This window comes from Phenylobacterium sp., assembly GCF_041920015.1.
Lineage (GTDB): Bacteria > Pseudomonadota > Alphaproteobacteria > Caulobacterales > Caulobacteraceae > Phenylobacterium.
The window spans coordinates 14,064-29,838 of sequence record NZ_JAYRST010000007.1; the positions used below are offsets into that span (position 1 = coordinate 14,064).

The window sequence follows — 15,775 nt, forward strand, 5'->3', positions numbered from 1 at the left end:
TCCGCCTACCGCTTAACGCGAGCCTAGCGGTCGGCCATTTCCTGGGCCAGGGTCACCAGGGCCGCGCGGGCCGAGGCCTTTGGAATAGCGGCGAAGGCTTCCAGCAGATCGACCGCCCCTGTGATCGCCAGGGCGCCGACGATCTCGTCGGCCGCATCCGACAGCCCGCCCTCCTCGCCGACCAGCCAGCCGACCGTGGTGTCGAGCGCCGCGGCGATCGCCACCAGCATCGAGCCCGAGACCCGGTTGGCGCCGCGCTCGTACTTCTGGATCTGTTGGAACGAGACCCCGACGCGTTCGGACAGTACGCCTTGGCTGATGCCCAGCGACTTGCGGCGCAGGCGCATGCGCGCGCCGATGGCGACATCGACCGGATCGGGCCCCAGGGCGTCGTCGAGAGGCATGGCCGTCTCCCTGTCCTTCACGAATTTCTTTCGCAGGCGTTAAGGTGAGCGACACCATAACAAGTAGACGGCCGCCAACGCGAGTCGGTAACCTGTTCAAGCTATGCGCGCGTCGCCCGACATCGCCGATCCGATCGAGCTCCTGACCCCTCGGGAGCGCGAGTGCCTGCGGCTGGTCGACCGTCACCTGTCCTCCAAGCAGATCGCCCGCGAGCTGGGCATGTCCAAGGCGTCGGTCGATACCTATTGCGACCGCGCCCGGCGCAAGCTCGGGGTTTCCGACCGTTATGCCGCCGCCCGCGCCCTGGCCGACGCCGAAACCCTTGTCCCGATTGGATCGGGACACGACGCGATCGGGACAGACGCCGCCGCCGTCCTGTGGGCTGATGAGCCTCAACAAGGAGGCGAGGCCGATGGGCGACTGGTTGAGAGATTTGGGCGACGCCAAGGTGGTCGAACTGCATCCGGACCGGCGGACGGCTGGGCGCCGGGCGGCGGTGGGCCAGGCGTTGCGGATGCGGGAGGAAGTGGCGGCCTTCGAGCGTCGCTGGCCGGCGCCGCAGCATGGCGAGACCGTGCCGGGCTTCACCTGGGCTCAGTTGGAACGGCAGCTCGCGGATTTGGCGGAGTCGCCGGCCAAGGCGGCCATGGCCAGGGACCTGGTTTCGGCCTTGCGCAAGATGTCCCAGTTCAAGCCGCCGGAAATGGTCCTGCGGGAAATCCTCTGTATGAGCTGGGCCTTGTTGGACGAGGGCTTTCAGCCGGAGCCGCCCGCCCCCTAGGCCCGCTGGCGCGCCTGGGGCTCACGGGCCTGATCGCGATCGTCGCGGCCCTGGCCTTCGGGGCGCTGCTCGCCGGGCTCCACGCGCTCCAGAGCTTAATTTAATCCTAATCGCGAACGGGGCCTTAGCCCTACTTCCCCGAAACTCCCCAAGCACAGAAGGCGCCGGCGTCTGGCCGCGCGCCAGGAGATACCTCATGCTCAAGCAACGTCGTATGATCGCCGATCAAGTCGCGGCGAGTTTGTTCGAGGCCGAGGCGGCGATCGACGCCGCCCTGGCGAAGACGGCCGGCCTGGCCGGCGTGATGCCGGGCCTGCGCGCCGATGCGGGCCTCTCGGCCCTGATCGGCCAGAACGCGGTGGAGCGGGCCAGCGAGGCCATCGCCCTGCTCGCCCAGGCCCGCCGCGCGATCTGCGAGACCCACAAGGAGCTCGACGTCGCCAAGACCCAGATCGGGCTCGGCGCAGTGATGTACGGCGGCATGGAAAAGCCGCCGACCGCCTCCGTCGCCCATCGCCCGCTGCGCGCCGTGGCGAGCTGATCTCAGCGGCGATTGCATCCTGCGGCGGAAGCCGCACTATCGGGGCCCTCAGATCCTTGAGGGCCCTTTTTCGTGCTCAGTTCGGCGTCGGAACAGATCTGGGCGGTCGCGATGTTCGCGGTGTCCGCCTACGCATGGTGGCGAGGCGGCTGGGTCGAACGGGTCGTGGCGGTGACCAACATCATGGCCTGGATTGCGACGAGCGCGTTCCAGGACCGCACCAATTGGGTCGATCCACAATGGGCGGTGTTCGCAGTCGATGTCGTCTTTCTCGGCGTGCTGCTGGTTCTGGTCGTCAAGTCCACGCGCACCTGGATCATGCCGGCGGCGGCTTTCCAACTGCTGCTGGTCGTCACCCACGCCGCCATCATCGCCGACCCTGGCGTGCGCGCCCGCGCCTATATCACCGCCCTGATCCTCTGGAGCTATCTGGTGCTGATCACCTTCGCGGTGGGGGCGCACCTGCACGCCAGGGTCGCCGCGCGGCGCCTCGTCAGGCCATGACCCCCGCAGGGGCCGCGCCGGTCCGGCGATAGGCCAGGGCCTCGGCCACATGCACGCGCCGCACGGGGCCTGCGCCCTCCAGGTCGGCGATGGTGCGGGCCAGGCGCAGGGTGCGGGTCCAGCCGCGGGCGGTCAGGCCGCCGGCCTCCGCCGCCTTGGCCAGCAGGGCGCGGGCGGTCGGGTCCAGTTCGGCGATCTTCTCCAGGAAATCGCCCTCGGCGCGGGCGTTGAACGCCGCGCCGTCGGCGCCGGCGCGCTCGGCCTGCAGCGCCCGCGCCGCCGTCACCCGGGCGGCGGCTTCCGCGGTCCCCTCGGCCGGCGGGGGCAGGGCGAGATCGGCGGCGGTCACCGGCGGCACGTCCACCTGCAGGTCGATGCGGTCCATGAACGGCCCGGAGACCTTCATCTGATAGTCGACCTGACAGCGCGGCGCGCGCCCGCAGGCGCCGCGGCCGGCGCCGCCCAGGCCGCACTTGCAGGGGTTCTGCGCGGCCACGAGCTGGAAGCGCGCCGGATAACGCACATGGGCGTTGGCGCGGGCGACCGTCACCTCGCCGGTCTCCAGCGGCTGACGCAGCGAGTCCAGCGCCTGGGCCGAGAATTCCGGCAGCTCGTCGAGGAACAGCACCCCATTGTGCGCCAGGGAGACCTCGCCCGGCTTCACACGCAGGCCGCCGCCGGTCAGGGCGGCCATGCTGGCCGAGTGGTGCGGGGTGCGGAACGGGCGCGTGCGGGTCAGTTCGCCCCTGGCGATCAGCCCGGCCACCGAATGGACCATCGAGGTCTCCAGCAGCTCCGCCGGCGACAGCGGCGGAAGCAGGCCCGGCAGGCGCGCGGCCATCATCGACTTGCCAGAGCCCGGCGGACCGGTGAACAGCAGGTTGTGGCCGCCGGCCGCGGCGATCTCCAGCGCCCGCTTGGCGTGCTCCTGGCCCTTCACGTCGCGCAGGTCGGGCGCGCGCTCGCCCTCGGTCATCGGCCCCGGCTTCGGCGGCGACAGCACCTGGGTTCCGCGGAAATGGTTCACCACCGCCACCAGCGAGGGTGCGGCCAGGATGCGCACGTCGCCCGCCCAGGCGGCCTCCGCGCCGCTGGCCTCGGGACAGATCAGGCCCAGCCCCATCGCCCCGGCCGCCACCGCGGCGGGCAGGGCGCCGGCCGCGCCGACGATCCGTCCGTCCAGCGACAGCTCCCCCATCGCCGCCCATTCGGCCAGGGCGTCTGGCGGCAGCACCCCCATGGAAGCCATCACCGCCAGGGCGATGGGCAGGTCGTAGTGGCTGCCTTCCTTGGGCAGGTCGGCGGGCGCCAGGTTGGCGATGATCCGCCGGCTGGGCATGGCCAGGCCGAGCCCTGCGAAGGCGGCGCGCACGCGCTCGCGGCTCTCGGCCACAGCCTTGTCGCCCAGCCCCACCAGCATGAAGCGGACCTCGCCGGAGGTAAGCTGAACCTCCACGTCCACGCGACGAGCCTCCACGCCCTGGAAGGCCACCGTCACGACGCGCGACGCCATATCCAACCCCCGGAAACTGCTCGACTTATCCACAAGTCCAGCATGTCCGGCGGGCCGGATCAAGAACAAAAATAGAACTTATCGAGAAGGTGAGCCGTTTCCGCGACTTGCGCGCGTCTCTTGCAGTCCAACCTAAGCTGTGGCCCGTTTCGCCTCAATAGCGTCCCAGAGAATCGCCGCCGCGTTGATCCCGGTGAACCGTTCCAGCGCCCGCGCGCCGGTCGGCGAGGTCACGTTGATTTCGGTCAGGTAGTCGCCGATCACGTCTATGCCTACGAACATCAGGCCGCGCTGCTTCAGCTCCGGGCCGATGATCGCGCACAGCTCCTTGTCGCGCGCGGTCAGCTCCACCGCTTCGGCCCGGCCGCCGACCGCCAGGTTGGAGCGGATCTGGCCGGGATTGGGCACGCGGTTGACCGCCCCAACCGGTTCGCCGTCCACCAGCAGGATGCGCTTGTCGCCCTTGCTGACCGCGGGGATGAACTTCTGGGCGATCACGGGCTCGCGGCCGATCATCCGGTGCAGGTCGAGCAGGGCGTCCAGGTTCGGATCGTCGGCCAGCAGCCGCGCCACCCCCGAGCCGCCGCCGCCATAGAGCGGCTTGAGCACGATGTCCCCATGCCGGGCGCGGAAGTCGTAGATCGCCTCGACGTCCGAAGTGATCAGGGTCGGCGGCTGCACGCCGGGGAAGCCGGTGACGAACAGCTTTTCCGGCGCATTGCGCACCTCGGCCGGATTGTTCACCACCAGGGTCCCCGGATGCACCACGTCCAGGAAGTGGGTCGAGGTGATGTAGGCCATGTCGAACGGCGGGTCCTGGCGCAGCAGCACCACGTCGAACTCCGAAAGGTCCCGCAACTCCCAGTCGCCGAAGCGGGCGTGGTCGCCCTTCACGTCGTTGACGCTGACGCTACGGCCGCGGGCCAGCACGCGGCCCTCCTCCAGCGAGAGCCGGTCGGGAGTGTAGACGAACAGCGAATGCCCGCGCGCCTGGGCGGTCAGCATCATCAGGAAGGTCGTGTCGCCTTCGATCTTGATGGCCTCGAGCGGGTCCATCTGGACGGCGACCTTCAGATGCATGACGAACTCCCTCTTGCAGCCAAGGTGTCTGAGATAGGCCGTGCGGCGGGGGAGCGCCAGCAGCTTAGTTCAATCGCAGCCTCACACGCTCGCGCTGGGCGCGGGCGGCCAGGGCCGCGCCGCCGTCCAGGGCGCTGGCTCTCGCCAGGGCTTCCAGCGCGCCGGCCAGGGCGCCCTGGCCCTCGCGCGCGCTCGCCACGTCCAGCCAGGGGCGGTGGTCCAGCGGGTCCAGCAGCGCCCGGCGCAGGGCCGCGCGCTCGGCCCGGCTGTAATCGGCCGCCGCCACCGCGCGGGCGAAGATGTTGTTCTGCAGCCGGATCAGCACCGCCCGGTCGCTGGCCGGCGCCATCAGCCGGTCCAGCCGGTCGGCCACATTGGGCGTCAGCCCCGCATGCAGGGCGCGGCGGGTCAGCTCCGAGGGCAGCACCACGCGCCCCTCGCTGAACGGGTCGAGCGCCAGCGGCCCTTCCCGCGTCTCGATCCGCAGCAGGAAGTGGCCCGGGAAGTCGACGCCCTGCACGTTCAGGCCGCAGCGCTGCGCCACGTGCAGATAGAAGACCCCTAGCGCCACCGGCAGCCCCCGCCGCCGCTGCGCCACGGCCACCACGCAGGCGTTGTCCGGGTGTTCGTAGGTGAAGAGATCGCCGGTCAGGCCGAGGTCGCCGGCCAGGGTCTCGGCCAGCGCCTCCTCCGGGCTCTCGCGCCCCAGCCGTTCCGACAGCCGCTCGACCCCATGGCGCGCGAGGTCCAGAGCCGCCTGAGCGTCGCGCGCCGGGTCCTCGTGGATCGCGCAGGCGACCGCCGCCTCCAGCAGGGGAAAGGCGCCGTCCCCCGCCTGGCCGGCCTCGCGCAGCACGCTCTCGGCTTCGCTCTGGGTCATGTCTCCTCAAGCGCCCTTCCAGGCGTCCGGGCTGTGCATCGGCCAGCGCCCCGGCGCCAGCGCGATCAGATCGAGCCGAACCGCCAGGTTTTGCAAGCTTGGCCGGCGTGCGGCGATTGCGCGCCCCGCCCTGCGCAGCCGCTCGCGTTGCGCCTGGGACACAGCTTCCAGCGCCGCCTCCAGGGTCGCGCGCTGCTTGACCTCGACCACGGCCAGCACGCCGCCGCGCTGGGCCAGCAGGTCGATCTCCCCCTGCGGCGTGCGCAGCCGAAAGCCCAGGATGCGGTAGCCCTTGGCCATCAGCCAGGCCGCGGCCCAGATTTCCGCCCGCCGTCCCGACAGCCGCGCCCGCGCGCCGGTCTCGCGCCGGCTCATCGGCCCTTCAGCTCCATGGCCCGCCGATAGAGGTCGCGCCGCGGCAGGCCCAGCGCCTTGGCCACCTCCGCCGCCGCCTCGGCCGGCTTCAGCCGGGTCAGGGCGTCGGCCAGGGCCGCGTCGGCGTCGGCGGCGCTGGCCGCTTCCTCCCGGCCGGGCGCCACCAGCACCACCAGCTCGCCCTTGGGAAAGTCCATCGCCGGATCGGCGGCCAGCGCGTCCAGCGGGCCGCGGGTCACGGTCTCGTAGAGCTTGGTCAGTTCGCGCGCCACTGTCGCCTCGCGCGGGCCGAACACGGCGGCCATGTCGGCGAGGCTGGAGGCCAGCCGCGACCCGCCCTCGAAGAACACCAGCGTCGCACGGATGCCCGCCAGTTCCTCGAAGAAGGCGCGCCGGCCCGCGCTCTTGGGCGGCGGAAAGCCGGCGAACAGGAAGCGATCGGTCGGCAGGCCCGCGACCGACAGCCCGGCCAGCAGGGCCGAGGCGCCGGGGATCGGATGCACCGCGCTCCCCTGCGCCACCGCCTCGCGCACCAGCCGAAATCCCGGGTCGGAAACCAGCGGCGTGCCGGCGTCGGAGACCAGAGCCACCCGCGCGCCCTCGGCCAGCGCCGCCAGCGCCCGCGGCCCGCTGCGCTCGGCCGAATGCTCGTCGTAACGCTCGACCTTCTTCGATAGTCCGTAGGCGGACAATAGCTTGGCCGCCACCCGGGTATCCTCGGCCAGCACCAGGTCCGCGGCGGCCAGCACGTCCAGCGCCCGCAAGGTGATGTCGCGCAGATTGCCGATCGGCGTGGCCACGACATAGAGCCCGGGCGCCAGAGGAGCATCGGAAAGGGCCGGCGGGGGAGGGTGTCGCGACATGGCCAAGGCTTCGCCGGTAATCGCTCAGGCCGCAAGCCTGGACGTCACGTGGTCCAGCACCAGCCGCCCGGCGCGGGTGGCGCGCAGCCGCCGCCGGTCGTCCGCCAGCAGCCCCGCCGCAGTCAGTTCGGCCACCAGCGGATGGTCGGGCGAGAGGCCCAGCGCCGCCACCTCCTCATAGCCGACGCCCGCATCGATCCGCAGGCCCGCCAGCACCCGCTCCTGCGCCGCCTCGCGGGCCGTCAGGGTCTCGCGCGTGGAAAATCCGCCGCCGGCCGTCCGGGCGGCGGCGATATAGTCGGCGGGCCGGGCATGGGCGAAGGTCGCCGTCCGCGCGCCGTCCAGGGTCAGCCGCCCATGCGCGCCCGGGCCGGCCCCCACATAGTCCGCCCCGGTCCAGTAGACGAGGTTGTGACGCGAACGCGCCGCCTCGCCCCGCGCGTGGTTGGAGACCTCGTAGGCCTCGAACCCCGCCTTTTCCAGAACCGCCTGGGTGGTCTCGAACAGCGCCGCCCCGGCCTCGTCGCCGGGGGGGACTATGCGCCCGCGCCGCACAGCCCGCTCGAACGCCGTGCCCGCCTCGATGGTCAACTGGTAGGGCGAGACATGCTCGGCGCCTAGGTCCAGCGCCTGGCCCAGCTCCTCGGCCCAGGCCTGCGGCGTCTGGCCGGGCCGAGCGTAGATCATGTCGACCGACAGCCGCGCGAAGCTCCTGGCGCCCTGCGCCGCCGCCCGCCGCGCCGCGGCCGCGTCGTGATTGCGGCCCAGCAGGGCCAGGCTCGCATCGTCCAGCGCCTGCAGGCCCAGCGACAACCGATTGACCCCCGCCGCGGCGAAGGCCGCAAAGCGCCCGGCCTCGGCGTCGGTCGGATTGGCCTCCAGCGTCACCTCCACCTCGCCGAACGGCCGCCACAGCCGCCGCGCCAGGGCGATCAGCTCGCCGGCCCACTCCGGGTCCATCAGCGAGGGCGTGCCCCCGCCCAGGAAGATCGAGACCAGCTCCCGCTCCCCGGTCAGGGCCGCCTGGGCCTCCAGGTCGGCGGCGATGGCGCGGGCCAGGGCGGCCTGCTCCTCGCGCCGTCCGCGGTCGCGATAGACGTTGAAATCGCAATAGGGGCAGATCTTCGCGCAGTAGGGCCAGTGGATATAGACCCCGAGCGGCGCGGGGGGCCGACTCATATGGCGCGGGCGCAAATTTCCTCCCTCATTGTGCACAAGCTGGTGTCGTCCCGGAAAGCGCGCAGCGCTTGTCCGGGATCCATGAACGCCTGATATTTCAGGATCTTGTGCTGTCGGGACATGTTCCGATCCGCCTGTGTTCATAGGCCCCGGTCTTGCTTCGCAAACCGGGGTGACTTCCATCGGCGCCTGCGGACGCCGCCCCCGTCAAAGCAGGGCGGCCTTGAGCTTGGCGAAGGCCAGGGCGCGATGGCTGATCTGGTCCTTTTCCACCGGGTCCATCTCGCCGAAGGTGATCTCGCGCCCCTGGGCGACGAAGATCGGGTCGTAGCCATGGCCGCGCTCGCCGCGGCCGGGAAACACCAGCGTCCCGTCGACCCGGCCCTCGACCACCACCGCCGGCCCGTCCGGCCAGGCGACCGCGAGCGCACAGGTGAACCAGGCCGAGAAGTCCTCGGCGCCGGCCTCCTCCAGACGCTGCTCGACCTTCTGCATCGCGCCCTTGAAGTCCTTGTCCGGCCCGCCCCAGCGCGCCGAATAGATGCCCGGCGCGCCGTCCAGCGCCGCCACCGACAGGCCAGAATCGTCGGCCAGGGCGATCAGCCCGCTGGCCTGGGCCGCGGCGCGCGCCTTCAGCAGCGCATTGCCTTCGAACGTCGCCTCGGTTTCCTCGGGCTCGCCAAGGCCCAGTTCGCCGGCGGTGACCAGTTCGAAGCGGTTGTCGAGGATCGCGGCCAGTTCGCGCGCCTTGCCGGGATTGTGGGTGGCGACCACCAGCTTGGCGCCGGGTTCGAGCTTCAGGGCCATGGGGAAACCTGCCGTTGGATCGGGACCGGCGGACCATAGAGCCGCGGCCGCCATGTTGCATTGCAAAAGTTTAATATCGTTTTTCGATGTTTCGTTTGATCGAAAAGCGATGCGGGCCTATTGAACAACCCAGCGGGCGCACCACCTATGTTGCGCTGCAACATTGGGCGAAGCCCAGTGCGGCCCGCACATAAGAAGAAAAGGAATGTCTCCATGTTTGTGTCCATGATGAACGGTCTCGACCGCACCCTGATGATCGCCGCGGTTGTGATGGCCGCCCTCCCGATCGCCGCCTTGGTGGCGGGCGGCGCTTTCGCTTAAAAGACGTCGAGAGGCAGCGGAGTTACGGAGGATGGCGATGCGCGCCTTGGGGCCGGGCTCGGTGTCGAGCTTCCTGAAGATCATCCTCGACGTGGTCTTCATCGCCCTGTGGATCGGCCTGGGCGCCGTGGCCCTGATGATGCTTGCGGCCATCCTCTTCTCGTTCAATCCGCAACTGATCGACGACATCACCATCCGCACCGGCAGCAACGAGATCCAGGCCGGCGGCCCGGTGCTGCTGGGCGGCCTGGCGGCGGCCGGGCTCTATCTCGGCGGCGTGCTGGTGATCGTCGAGCGCCTGCGCCGCATCTTCGCCACCCTGACGGCGGGCGATCCCTTCCACCCGGAGAACGTCCGCCGCCTGCGGGTCATCGGCCTCGTCCTGGCCGGCCTGGAGATCGGCCGCTACGTCGTCTACGGCGTCGGCATGTGGGCCTTGCCGGGGGCGGAGATCACCCGACCCGAATTCAGCCCCACCGCCTGGTTCTCGGTGCTGGTGGTCTTCGTCCTGGCCGAAATCTTCCGCGAAGGCGCGCGCCTGCGCCGTGAAGCCGAGCTGACGATCTAGCCATGCCGATCCGCGTGAATCTCGACCGGGTGCTGCTCCAGCGGCGGATGTCCCTGACCGAACTGGCCGACCGGGTCGGCGTGACCATCGCCAACCTCTCGATCCTCAAGACCGGCAAGGCCCGCGCCGTGCGCTTCACCACCCTCGCCGCCCTCTGCCGCGAGCTCGACTGCCAGCCGGGCGACCTCCTGGTCTACGAGCCCGGCCCCGACGACGAGGGCCTGGACGACGATCTCGGCAGATAACGCAAAAGATTTGCAAATGCTGCGCAGCATTCCGGTTCAGGAATGCCGAGATAGCGGAAAAATTGCGCCTTTGATCTCAATCAAACGCCATTGACGCGAAAAATGTCATTCATCCCTTGCGGTCGGTCGCGCCGCGGCCTATATGCACTGCAGCATTTTGTGCGGCGCAACATAAGGAGATGGACATGGTTCGCGCCTTCGAACGCTTCATCGACTGGCTGGTCGGGCCCTTCGCCCGCGAACTGGCCCGTATGCCGGCCTCGTCGTTCCGCTATCTGCTGAACGGCTTCTGATATTCCGCGTCCCCGATCCTCCCCCACCTGGGGGCGCTGATCCTGAACGCCGCTCCGGTCCTCCCCCGGAGCGGCGTTTTTGATTCCGGAGCGCCGCTTAGCCGCTTAGCTTCGGCCCATGTCCGAGCTTGAGATTCGCCCCGCGACCCCGGCCGATCTGCGCGGCGTCCTCAGCCTCTATCGTCAGCTCAATCCCGACGATCCCGTCCTCGATCCCGCCGCCGTCCAGAGCGTGTGGGAGGCGTTGCTGACCTGCGGCCTGACCACGCCCTTCGTGGCCGATGTCGGGGGACGCCTGGTGTCGTCCTGCACCTTGGCGATCGTGCCGAACCTGTCGCGCGGCGCCCGCCCCTACGGGGTTATCGAAAACGTCGTGACCGACGCTGCCCACCGGCAAAGGGGCCTGGGCCGCGCCGTCCTCCACGCCGCTCTCGCCAAGGCGTGGGCGGCGAATTGCTACAAGGTCCTGCTGGCGACCGGCTCCAAGCGGGACTCCACCCTGCGCTTCTACCAGGACGCCGGTTTCGAACGGGACGCAAAGACCTACTTCGAAATCCGGCGACCCTGATCGGGCGACCTCCCGGCCTCAGCCCCCGACCGCGGCCCGTTGCAGGGCGCAGAGCTCGCCGATGCCCTTGCGGGCCAGGCCGAACAGCGCCTCGAACTCGTCCTGGGTGAAGCCGCGCTTCTCGCCGGTCGCCTGGATCTCGACGATGTCGCCCTTGCCGGTCAGCACGAAGTTGGCGTCGGCCTCGGCGTTGGAGTCCTCTTCGTATTCCAGGTCCAGCACCGGGACGTCGTTGAAGACCCCGCAGGAGATCGCCGCCACCTGGTCGAGGATCGGGTCGACCTTGATCACGCCCTCATCCAGCAGGTAGCGGGTCGCCAGCCGCAGGGCGACCCAGGCGCCGGTGATCGCCGCCGTGCGCGTGCCGCCGTCGGCCTGGATCACGTCGCAGTCGATGGAGATCTGCCGCTCGCCCAGGGCCGCGGGATCGACCACCGCGCGCATCGAACGGCCGATCAGCCGCTGGATTTCCTGAGTGCGGCCCGACTGCTTGCCCTCGGAGGCCTCGCGCCGGCCGCGGGTGTGGGTCGCGCGCGGCAGCATGCCGTACTCGGCCGTCACCCAGCCGACCCCGCGCCCGCGCATGAAGCCGGGCACCCGCTCCTCCACGCTGGCCGTGACCAGGACCTTGGTGTGGCCGAAGCTCGCCAGGCATGAGCCCTCCGCATAGCGGTTGACCCCGGTTTCCAGGACGACGGGGCGGAGCATGTCGGGCGTGCGGTCGGAAGGTCGCATGGGAGTCCTTTGAAAGCCGGGGGGTCTGGCGTCTTGCGTCGGGCGGCTTATCCTAGATGAGAGAGGTTCCGTCCATGGCCCTGACCGAGCACCGCCGCCCGTCGTGACCAGTCCGCTGCTTTCGCCCGCGCCTTCGCTCGCCGAACTCGACGAGCGCGCCCGCGACATCTTCCGCCGGGTGGTCGAAGGCTATCTGGAGACCGGCGAGCCGGTCGGCTCGCGCACGCTCTCCAAGGGCGGGGTCCATCTGTCCCCGGCCTCGATCCGCAACACCATGCAGGACTTGACCCAGCTCGGCCTGCTGGGCGCGCCGCACGTCAGCGCCGGTCGGGTGCCGACCCATGCGGGCCTGCGCCTGTTCGTCGACGGCCTGCTCGAGGTCGGCGACGTGGCCGAGGAGGACCGCCGGGCCATCGAGGCGCGGCTGTCCACCAAGGGCCGCAATTTCGACGAGGCGCTGAACGAGGCTTCGGCCATCCTTTCGGGCCTGGCCGGCGGCGCGGGCATCGTCGTGACGCCGGTGCGCGACGCGGGCGTCAAGCACGTGGAGTTCGTCGCCCTCTCGGCCGACCAGGCCCTGGCGGTGATGGTGTTCGAGGACGGGGTGGTCGAGAACCGGCTCATGCGCCTGGCCGCCGGCGTCACCCCGTCCTCGCTGCAGGAAGCCTCGAACTTCATGAACGCCCGGCTGCGGGGGCACACCCTGGCCGAGGCCGGGCAGGAGGTGCGCCGCGAGCTCGACGCCGCCCGCCGCCAGCTCAACGAGGCGGCCGCGCGCCTGGTCGAGGACGGCATGGCCGCCTGGTCGGGCGGAGAGGGAGCCGAGCGGGCGCTCATCGTGCGCGGCCGCGCCAACCTGCTGGCCGACCGCGACACCCTCGACGACCTCGAGCGCGTGCGCATGCTGTTCGACGATCTCGAACAAAAGGAACAGCTCATCGGTTTGCTGGATGACGTGCGCGAGGCCCAGGGCGTGCGCATCTATATCGGCGCGGAAACGCGACTCTTTTCCCTTTCGGGTTCCGCCGTGATCGCCGCGCCCTATATGACGGGCCGGCAGAAGGTGCTCGGCGCCATCGGCGTGATCGGCCCGGCCCGTCTGAACTATGCCCGGGTGATCCCGCTGGTGGACTATACCGCCCGGGTGCTGTCCCAGGTGACGAACGCGTAGAGGAACTGGAAGAAACATGTCCGACGATCAAACGCCGGCCGAAGACTTCAACGAAGTCGCCGATGCGGCGGCCGACGAAATCATCGCTCTCAAGGCCGAGGTCCAGGCCCTGAAGGACCAGGTGCTGCGCGTCGCCGCCGACGCCGAGAACACCAAGCGCCGGGCCGAGCGCGAGGCCAACGACGCGCGCGCCTACGCCATCCAGAAGTTCGGCCGCGACCTGCTCGCCGTCGCCGACACCCTCGACCGCGCCCTGGCCACGCCCGTCGACGACCCCGCGGTCAAGACCTTCGTGGTCGGCATGGAGATGACCCACAAGTCGCTCATGACCGCCTTCGAGAACAACGGCCTGCGCAAGATCGACCCGCCCAGGGGCGAGAAGTTCGACCCCCACCAGCACCAGGCGATGATGGAGCAGCCCTCGGCCGAGGTCGGCGCCGGCGGCGTGATTCAGGTGTTGCAGCCGGGCTACGAGCTGCTGGGCCGCCTGATCCGCCCGGCCATGGTCGTGGTCGCGGCCAAGGGCTCCACCGGCGAACCGGCCGTCGAGCCGCATCCCGCCGCCAATCCCTATGCGCCGCACGACGACGAGGCCGGCGGCTCGGTCGACACCAAGGCGTAAGCGGCGCCTTTCTGGACCCTATCGGCAGGTTCGCGGCCGAACCTGCCGATCGGCCTTCCGGGTTCATTCCAGGGCCTGAAATGGACAGCTTCCCGATCGGGGCCTAGGCTTGGCCTGGCAGGAACAGGGAGCCGCAATTGCTGGCCGGGTCACAGACTCGCCGCCTCATGCTCAGCCGGATGGCCGCCGGCGGCCTCCTCGCGTCGGCGCCCGGATTCGCCTTCGGGCAGATTCCTGAGAGTCCGGGTCCGGAACCTGACGATAATCCCACCTCCGTCGCCATTTCCCGGCAGGTCTTCGACCAGATCAGCGCTCCGGTGATGATCAACGGCCAGGGCCCGTTCAGCTTCATGGTCGACACCGGCGCCAACGTCTCCTGCGTCTCCCAGGCCCTGGCCGACAGGCTCGACCTGCCGCGCGGCCGCGAACTTCAGGTCCACACCATCGTCGGCAAGCGAAGCCGCCCCAGCGTGGTGGTCGACCGGCTCGACATCGGCGAGCGCAAGCGCCGCCACGTTCAGGCGCCGGTCCTGCCGATGCAGGCCTTCGCGATCGACGGCGTGCTCGGGATCGACTGGCTGAAGGGCCAGCGCCTGGTGATGGGATTCGCCGGCTCCACCCTGGAAATCACCAGGTCGCGGCACGAGGACAGCGCCCGCGGCCGGGTGGTGGTGCCGGCGCGCCGCAAGTCCGGCCAGCTCACCATCGTCGACGCCGACCTCAACGGCCGCGACATCAGCGCGATGATCGATTCCGGCTCGCAGTTCTCGCTCGGCAACGGCGCCCTGCGCCGCCTGATCGAGCGCCAGGACCCCACCGCCCGCAGCCGCGCGACCAAGGTCGGCTTGATCTCCATCGCCGGGGAGTCGTTCCAGGGCGAACAGCTCTATCTGCCCTTCATGCGGCTGGGCGGCCTCAATCTGGGAAACGTGCCGGTCGTGTTCGCCGACATGCCGGTCTTCCGGTTGTGGAACCTGCACGAGACGCCGACGATCATGCTGGGCATCGACCTCCTGACCCAGTTCGAGACCGTGGCCGTCGACTTCGGCCGCTCGGCCGTCCGTTTCGATATCGCCGACGCCTGAAGGCTTTGCGCCTCCTGGCGGTCAAGATTGGCGGCCCCCTCTTTAACCCGGCGGCTTTTCGGCTAATGTCCCTAGCCCCGCGCGGCGTCGGCGGGGGGCGGAAAGATTGCGGACCTGGACATGAAGCTTACGATCGAACGGGCGGCGCTGATGAAGGCGCTGGGGCACGTGCAGAGCGCCGTCGAGCGCCGGAACACCATCCCGATCCTCTCGAACGTCCTGCTCTCGGCCGAGCGCGACCGCCTGACTTTCTCGGCCACCGACCTCGACATGGAGATCATCGACGAGGCCATGGCCCAGGTCGACCAGCCGGGCCAGATCACCGCTCCGGCCCATACGCTTTACGAGATCGTCCGCAAGCTGCCCGAGGGCGCGGACGTCTCGCTCAGCTTCACCGGCGAGGATCCGCGCCTGACCGTCGCGGCCGGCCGCTCGCGGTTCAACCTGCCGGTTCTGCCGGCGGGCGACTTCCCGGTCATGTCGTCGGAAGGCCTTTCCAGCCGCGTCGGCGTCGATGTGGGCGACCTGATCCGCCTGATCGACAAGACCCGCTTCGCCATCTCCACCGAGGAGACGCGCTACTATCTGAACGGCCTCTACCTGCACACGGTCGTCGACGGCGGGACCCAGAAGCTGCGCGCCGTGGCCACCGACGGCCATCGCCTGGCCCTCGCCGAAATGATCGCGCCCGAAGGCGCGGCCGGCGCGCCCGGCGTCATCGTGCCGCGCAAGACCATCGGCGAGGCCCGCCGCCTGCTCGAAGACGCTGGCGAGAACGTCGACCTGCAGGTCAGCCCGCAGAAGATCCGCCTGGACTTCAACGGCGCGGCCCTGACCTCCAAGGTCATCGACGGCTCGTTCCCCGACTACAGCCGCGTGATCCCCAAGGACAACGACCGGGTGATGCTGGTCGACAACAAGCTGTTCGCCAAGGCGGTGGACCGCGTCGCCACCATCTCGGCCGAGAAGAGCCGCTCGGTGCGCATGGCCATCGAGCCGGGCCGGATCATCCTGACGGTGCGCAACATGGAAGCCGGCCAGGCGGTCGAGGAACTCGAAGTCGACTATGCTGGCGAGGCGTTCGAGCTCAGCTTCAACGCCCGCTACCTGCTCGATGTGACCGACCAGATCGCCGGCGAGACGGCCGAGTTCCGCTTCGGCGGCCCCAACGATCCGGCCCTGGTGCTCGACCCGGTCGATGCGGACGTCCAGTACGTCCTGATGCCGCTGCGGGTGTAA

At 70.0% G+C, this 15,775-nt stretch carries 19 protein-coding genes and 1 pseudogene; 11 read left to right on the plus strand and 9 right to left on the minus strand.

The features are described 5' to 3' along the window. Positions 1–23: 23 nt before the first annotated feature. Complete coding sequence (locus ACE3TL_RS02830; protein ID WP_374577163.1) at positions 24–404, minus strand: helix-turn-helix domain-containing protein; 381 nt, start codon at positions 402–404, stop codon at positions 24–26. A 103-nt stretch (positions 405–507) separates the two neighbouring features. Between ACE3TL_RS02830 and ACE3TL_RS02835 the strand changes: the two are divergent. From ACE3TL_RS02835 to ACE3TL_RS02850, 4 genes and pseudogenes are all read left to right on the plus strand, one after another. Beyond that, positions 508–693: pseudogene (locus tag ACE3TL_RS02835) on the plus strand (response regulator transcription factor); the annotation flags it as partial. Positions 694–817: 124 nt separating this feature from the next. Beyond that, positions 818–1,186, plus strand: coding sequence for a hypothetical protein (locus ACE3TL_RS02840; protein WP_374577164.1), 369 nt, complete (start codon positions 818–820; stop codon positions 1,184–1,186). A gap of 196 nt (positions 1,187–1,382) precedes the next feature. Continuing rightward, positions 1,383–1,727, plus strand: coding sequence for a hypothetical protein (locus ACE3TL_RS02845; RefSeq protein ID WP_374577166.1), 345 nt, complete (start codon positions 1,383–1,385; stop codon positions 1,725–1,727). Between the two features lie 111 nt (positions 1,728–1,838). Next, on the plus strand, positions 1,839–2,231 hold the full coding sequence (locus ACE3TL_RS02850; protein ID WP_374577168.1) for a hypothetical protein: 393 nt from the start codon (positions 1,839–1,841) through the stop codon (positions 2,229–2,231). Here the strand turns inward: ACE3TL_RS02850 and ACE3TL_RS02855 are convergent. The 7 genes from ACE3TL_RS02855 to rdgB form a co-directional block, all read right to left on the minus strand. Continuing rightward, positions 2,221–3,744, minus strand: a complete 1,524-nt coding sequence (locus ACE3TL_RS02855) for a YifB family Mg chelatase-like AAA ATPase (RefSeq protein WP_374577169.1) — start codon at positions 3,742–3,744, stop codon at positions 2,221–2,223. The genes ACE3TL_RS02850 and ACE3TL_RS02855 overlap by 11 nt on opposite strands. Before the next feature lie 132 nt (positions 3,745–3,876). Further along, the gene (gene gshB / locus ACE3TL_RS02860; RefSeq protein WP_374577170.1) at positions 3,877–4,824 is read right to left on the minus strand and encodes a glutathione synthase; all 948 of its coding nucleotides are present in this window, start codon (positions 4,822–4,824) and stop codon (positions 3,877–3,879) included. A 64-nt stretch (positions 4,825–4,888) separates the two neighbouring features. Continuing rightward, a complete protein-coding gene (locus tag ACE3TL_RS02865) occupies positions 4,889–5,704 on the minus strand; it encodes a transglutaminase family protein (RefSeq protein WP_374577172.1) in 816 nt (271 codons plus the stop codon). Positions 5,705–5,710: 6 nt separating this feature from the next. Then, positions 5,711–6,079 (minus strand): YraN family protein, encoded by a 369-nt coding sequence (locus ACE3TL_RS02870; RefSeq protein WP_374577173.1) that lies wholly within the window; start codon positions 6,077–6,079, stop codon positions 5,711–5,713. Next, positions 6,076–6,942: a 16S rRNA (cytidine(1402)-2'-O)-methyltransferase gene (gene rsmI / locus ACE3TL_RS02875; protein ID WP_374577174.1), complete on the minus strand. Its 867-nt coding sequence runs from the start codon at positions 6,940–6,942 to the stop codon at positions 6,076–6,078. Before rsmI ends, ACE3TL_RS02870 begins: the two co-directional genes overlap by 4 nt. Before the next feature lie 24 nt (positions 6,943–6,966). Next, a complete protein-coding gene (hemW, locus tag ACE3TL_RS02880) occupies positions 6,967–8,121 on the minus strand; it encodes a radical SAM family heme chaperone HemW (RefSeq protein WP_374577175.1) in 1,155 nt (384 codons plus the stop codon). Between the two features lie 207 nt (positions 8,122–8,328). Beyond that, positions 8,329–8,928, minus strand: a complete 600-nt coding sequence (gene rdgB / locus ACE3TL_RS02885) for an RdgB/HAM1 family non-canonical purine NTP pyrophosphatase (RefSeq protein ID WP_374577176.1) — start codon at positions 8,926–8,928, stop codon at positions 8,329–8,331. A 358-nt stretch (positions 8,929–9,286) separates the two neighbouring features. On the opposite strand from rdgB, the gene ACE3TL_RS02890 reads away from it, so the two are divergent. The 3 genes from ACE3TL_RS02890 (at position 9,287) to ACE3TL_RS02900 (ending at position 10,923) form a co-directional block, all read left to right on the plus strand. Further along, positions 9,287–9,817, plus strand: coding sequence for a DUF2975 domain-containing protein (locus ACE3TL_RS02890; protein ID WP_374577226.1), 531 nt, complete (start codon positions 9,287–9,289; stop codon positions 9,815–9,817). Positions 9,818–9,819: 2 nt separating this feature from the next. Then, complete coding sequence (locus ACE3TL_RS02895; protein ID WP_374577177.1) at positions 9,820–10,062, plus strand: helix-turn-helix domain-containing protein; 243 nt, start codon at positions 9,820–9,822, stop codon at positions 10,060–10,062. Between the two features lie 411 nt (positions 10,063–10,473). Continuing rightward, the gene (locus ACE3TL_RS02900; RefSeq protein ID WP_374577178.1) at positions 10,474–10,923 is read left to right on the plus strand and encodes a GNAT family N-acetyltransferase; all 450 of its coding nucleotides are present in this window, start codon (positions 10,474–10,476) and stop codon (positions 10,921–10,923) included. A gap of 18 nt (positions 10,924–10,941) precedes the next feature. Here ACE3TL_RS02900 and rph read toward each other — a convergent pair whose 3' ends face one another. Beyond that, on the minus strand, positions 10,942–11,658 hold the full coding sequence (gene rph / locus ACE3TL_RS02905) for a ribonuclease PH (protein WP_374577180.1): 717 nt from the start codon (positions 11,656–11,658) through the stop codon (positions 10,942–10,944). A gap of 103 nt (positions 11,659–11,761) precedes the next feature. Here rph and hrcA point away from each other — a divergent pair, with 103 nt between their 5' ends. The 4 genes from hrcA (at position 11,762) to dnaN (ending at position 15,775) form a co-directional block, all read left to right on the plus strand. After that, positions 11,762–12,829, plus strand: a complete 1,068-nt coding sequence (hrcA, locus tag ACE3TL_RS02910) for a heat-inducible transcriptional repressor HrcA (RefSeq protein ID WP_374577181.1) — start codon at positions 11,762–11,764, stop codon at positions 12,827–12,829. Positions 12,830–12,845: 16 nt separating this feature from the next. Beyond that, positions 12,846–13,451, plus strand: coding sequence for a nucleotide exchange factor GrpE (gene grpE / locus ACE3TL_RS02915; protein ID WP_374577183.1), 606 nt, complete (start codon positions 12,846–12,848; stop codon positions 13,449–13,451). A 320-nt stretch (positions 13,452–13,771) separates the two neighbouring features. Next, the gene (locus tag ACE3TL_RS02920) at positions 13,772–14,536 is read left to right on the plus strand and encodes a retroviral-like aspartic protease family protein (RefSeq protein WP_374577184.1); all 765 of its coding nucleotides are present in this window, start codon (positions 13,772–13,774) and stop codon (positions 14,534–14,536) included. A gap of 120 nt (positions 14,537–14,656) precedes the next feature. Then, a complete protein-coding gene (dnaN, locus tag ACE3TL_RS02925) occupies positions 14,657–15,775 on the plus strand; it encodes a DNA polymerase III subunit beta (protein WP_374577185.1) in 1,119 nt (372 codons plus the stop codon).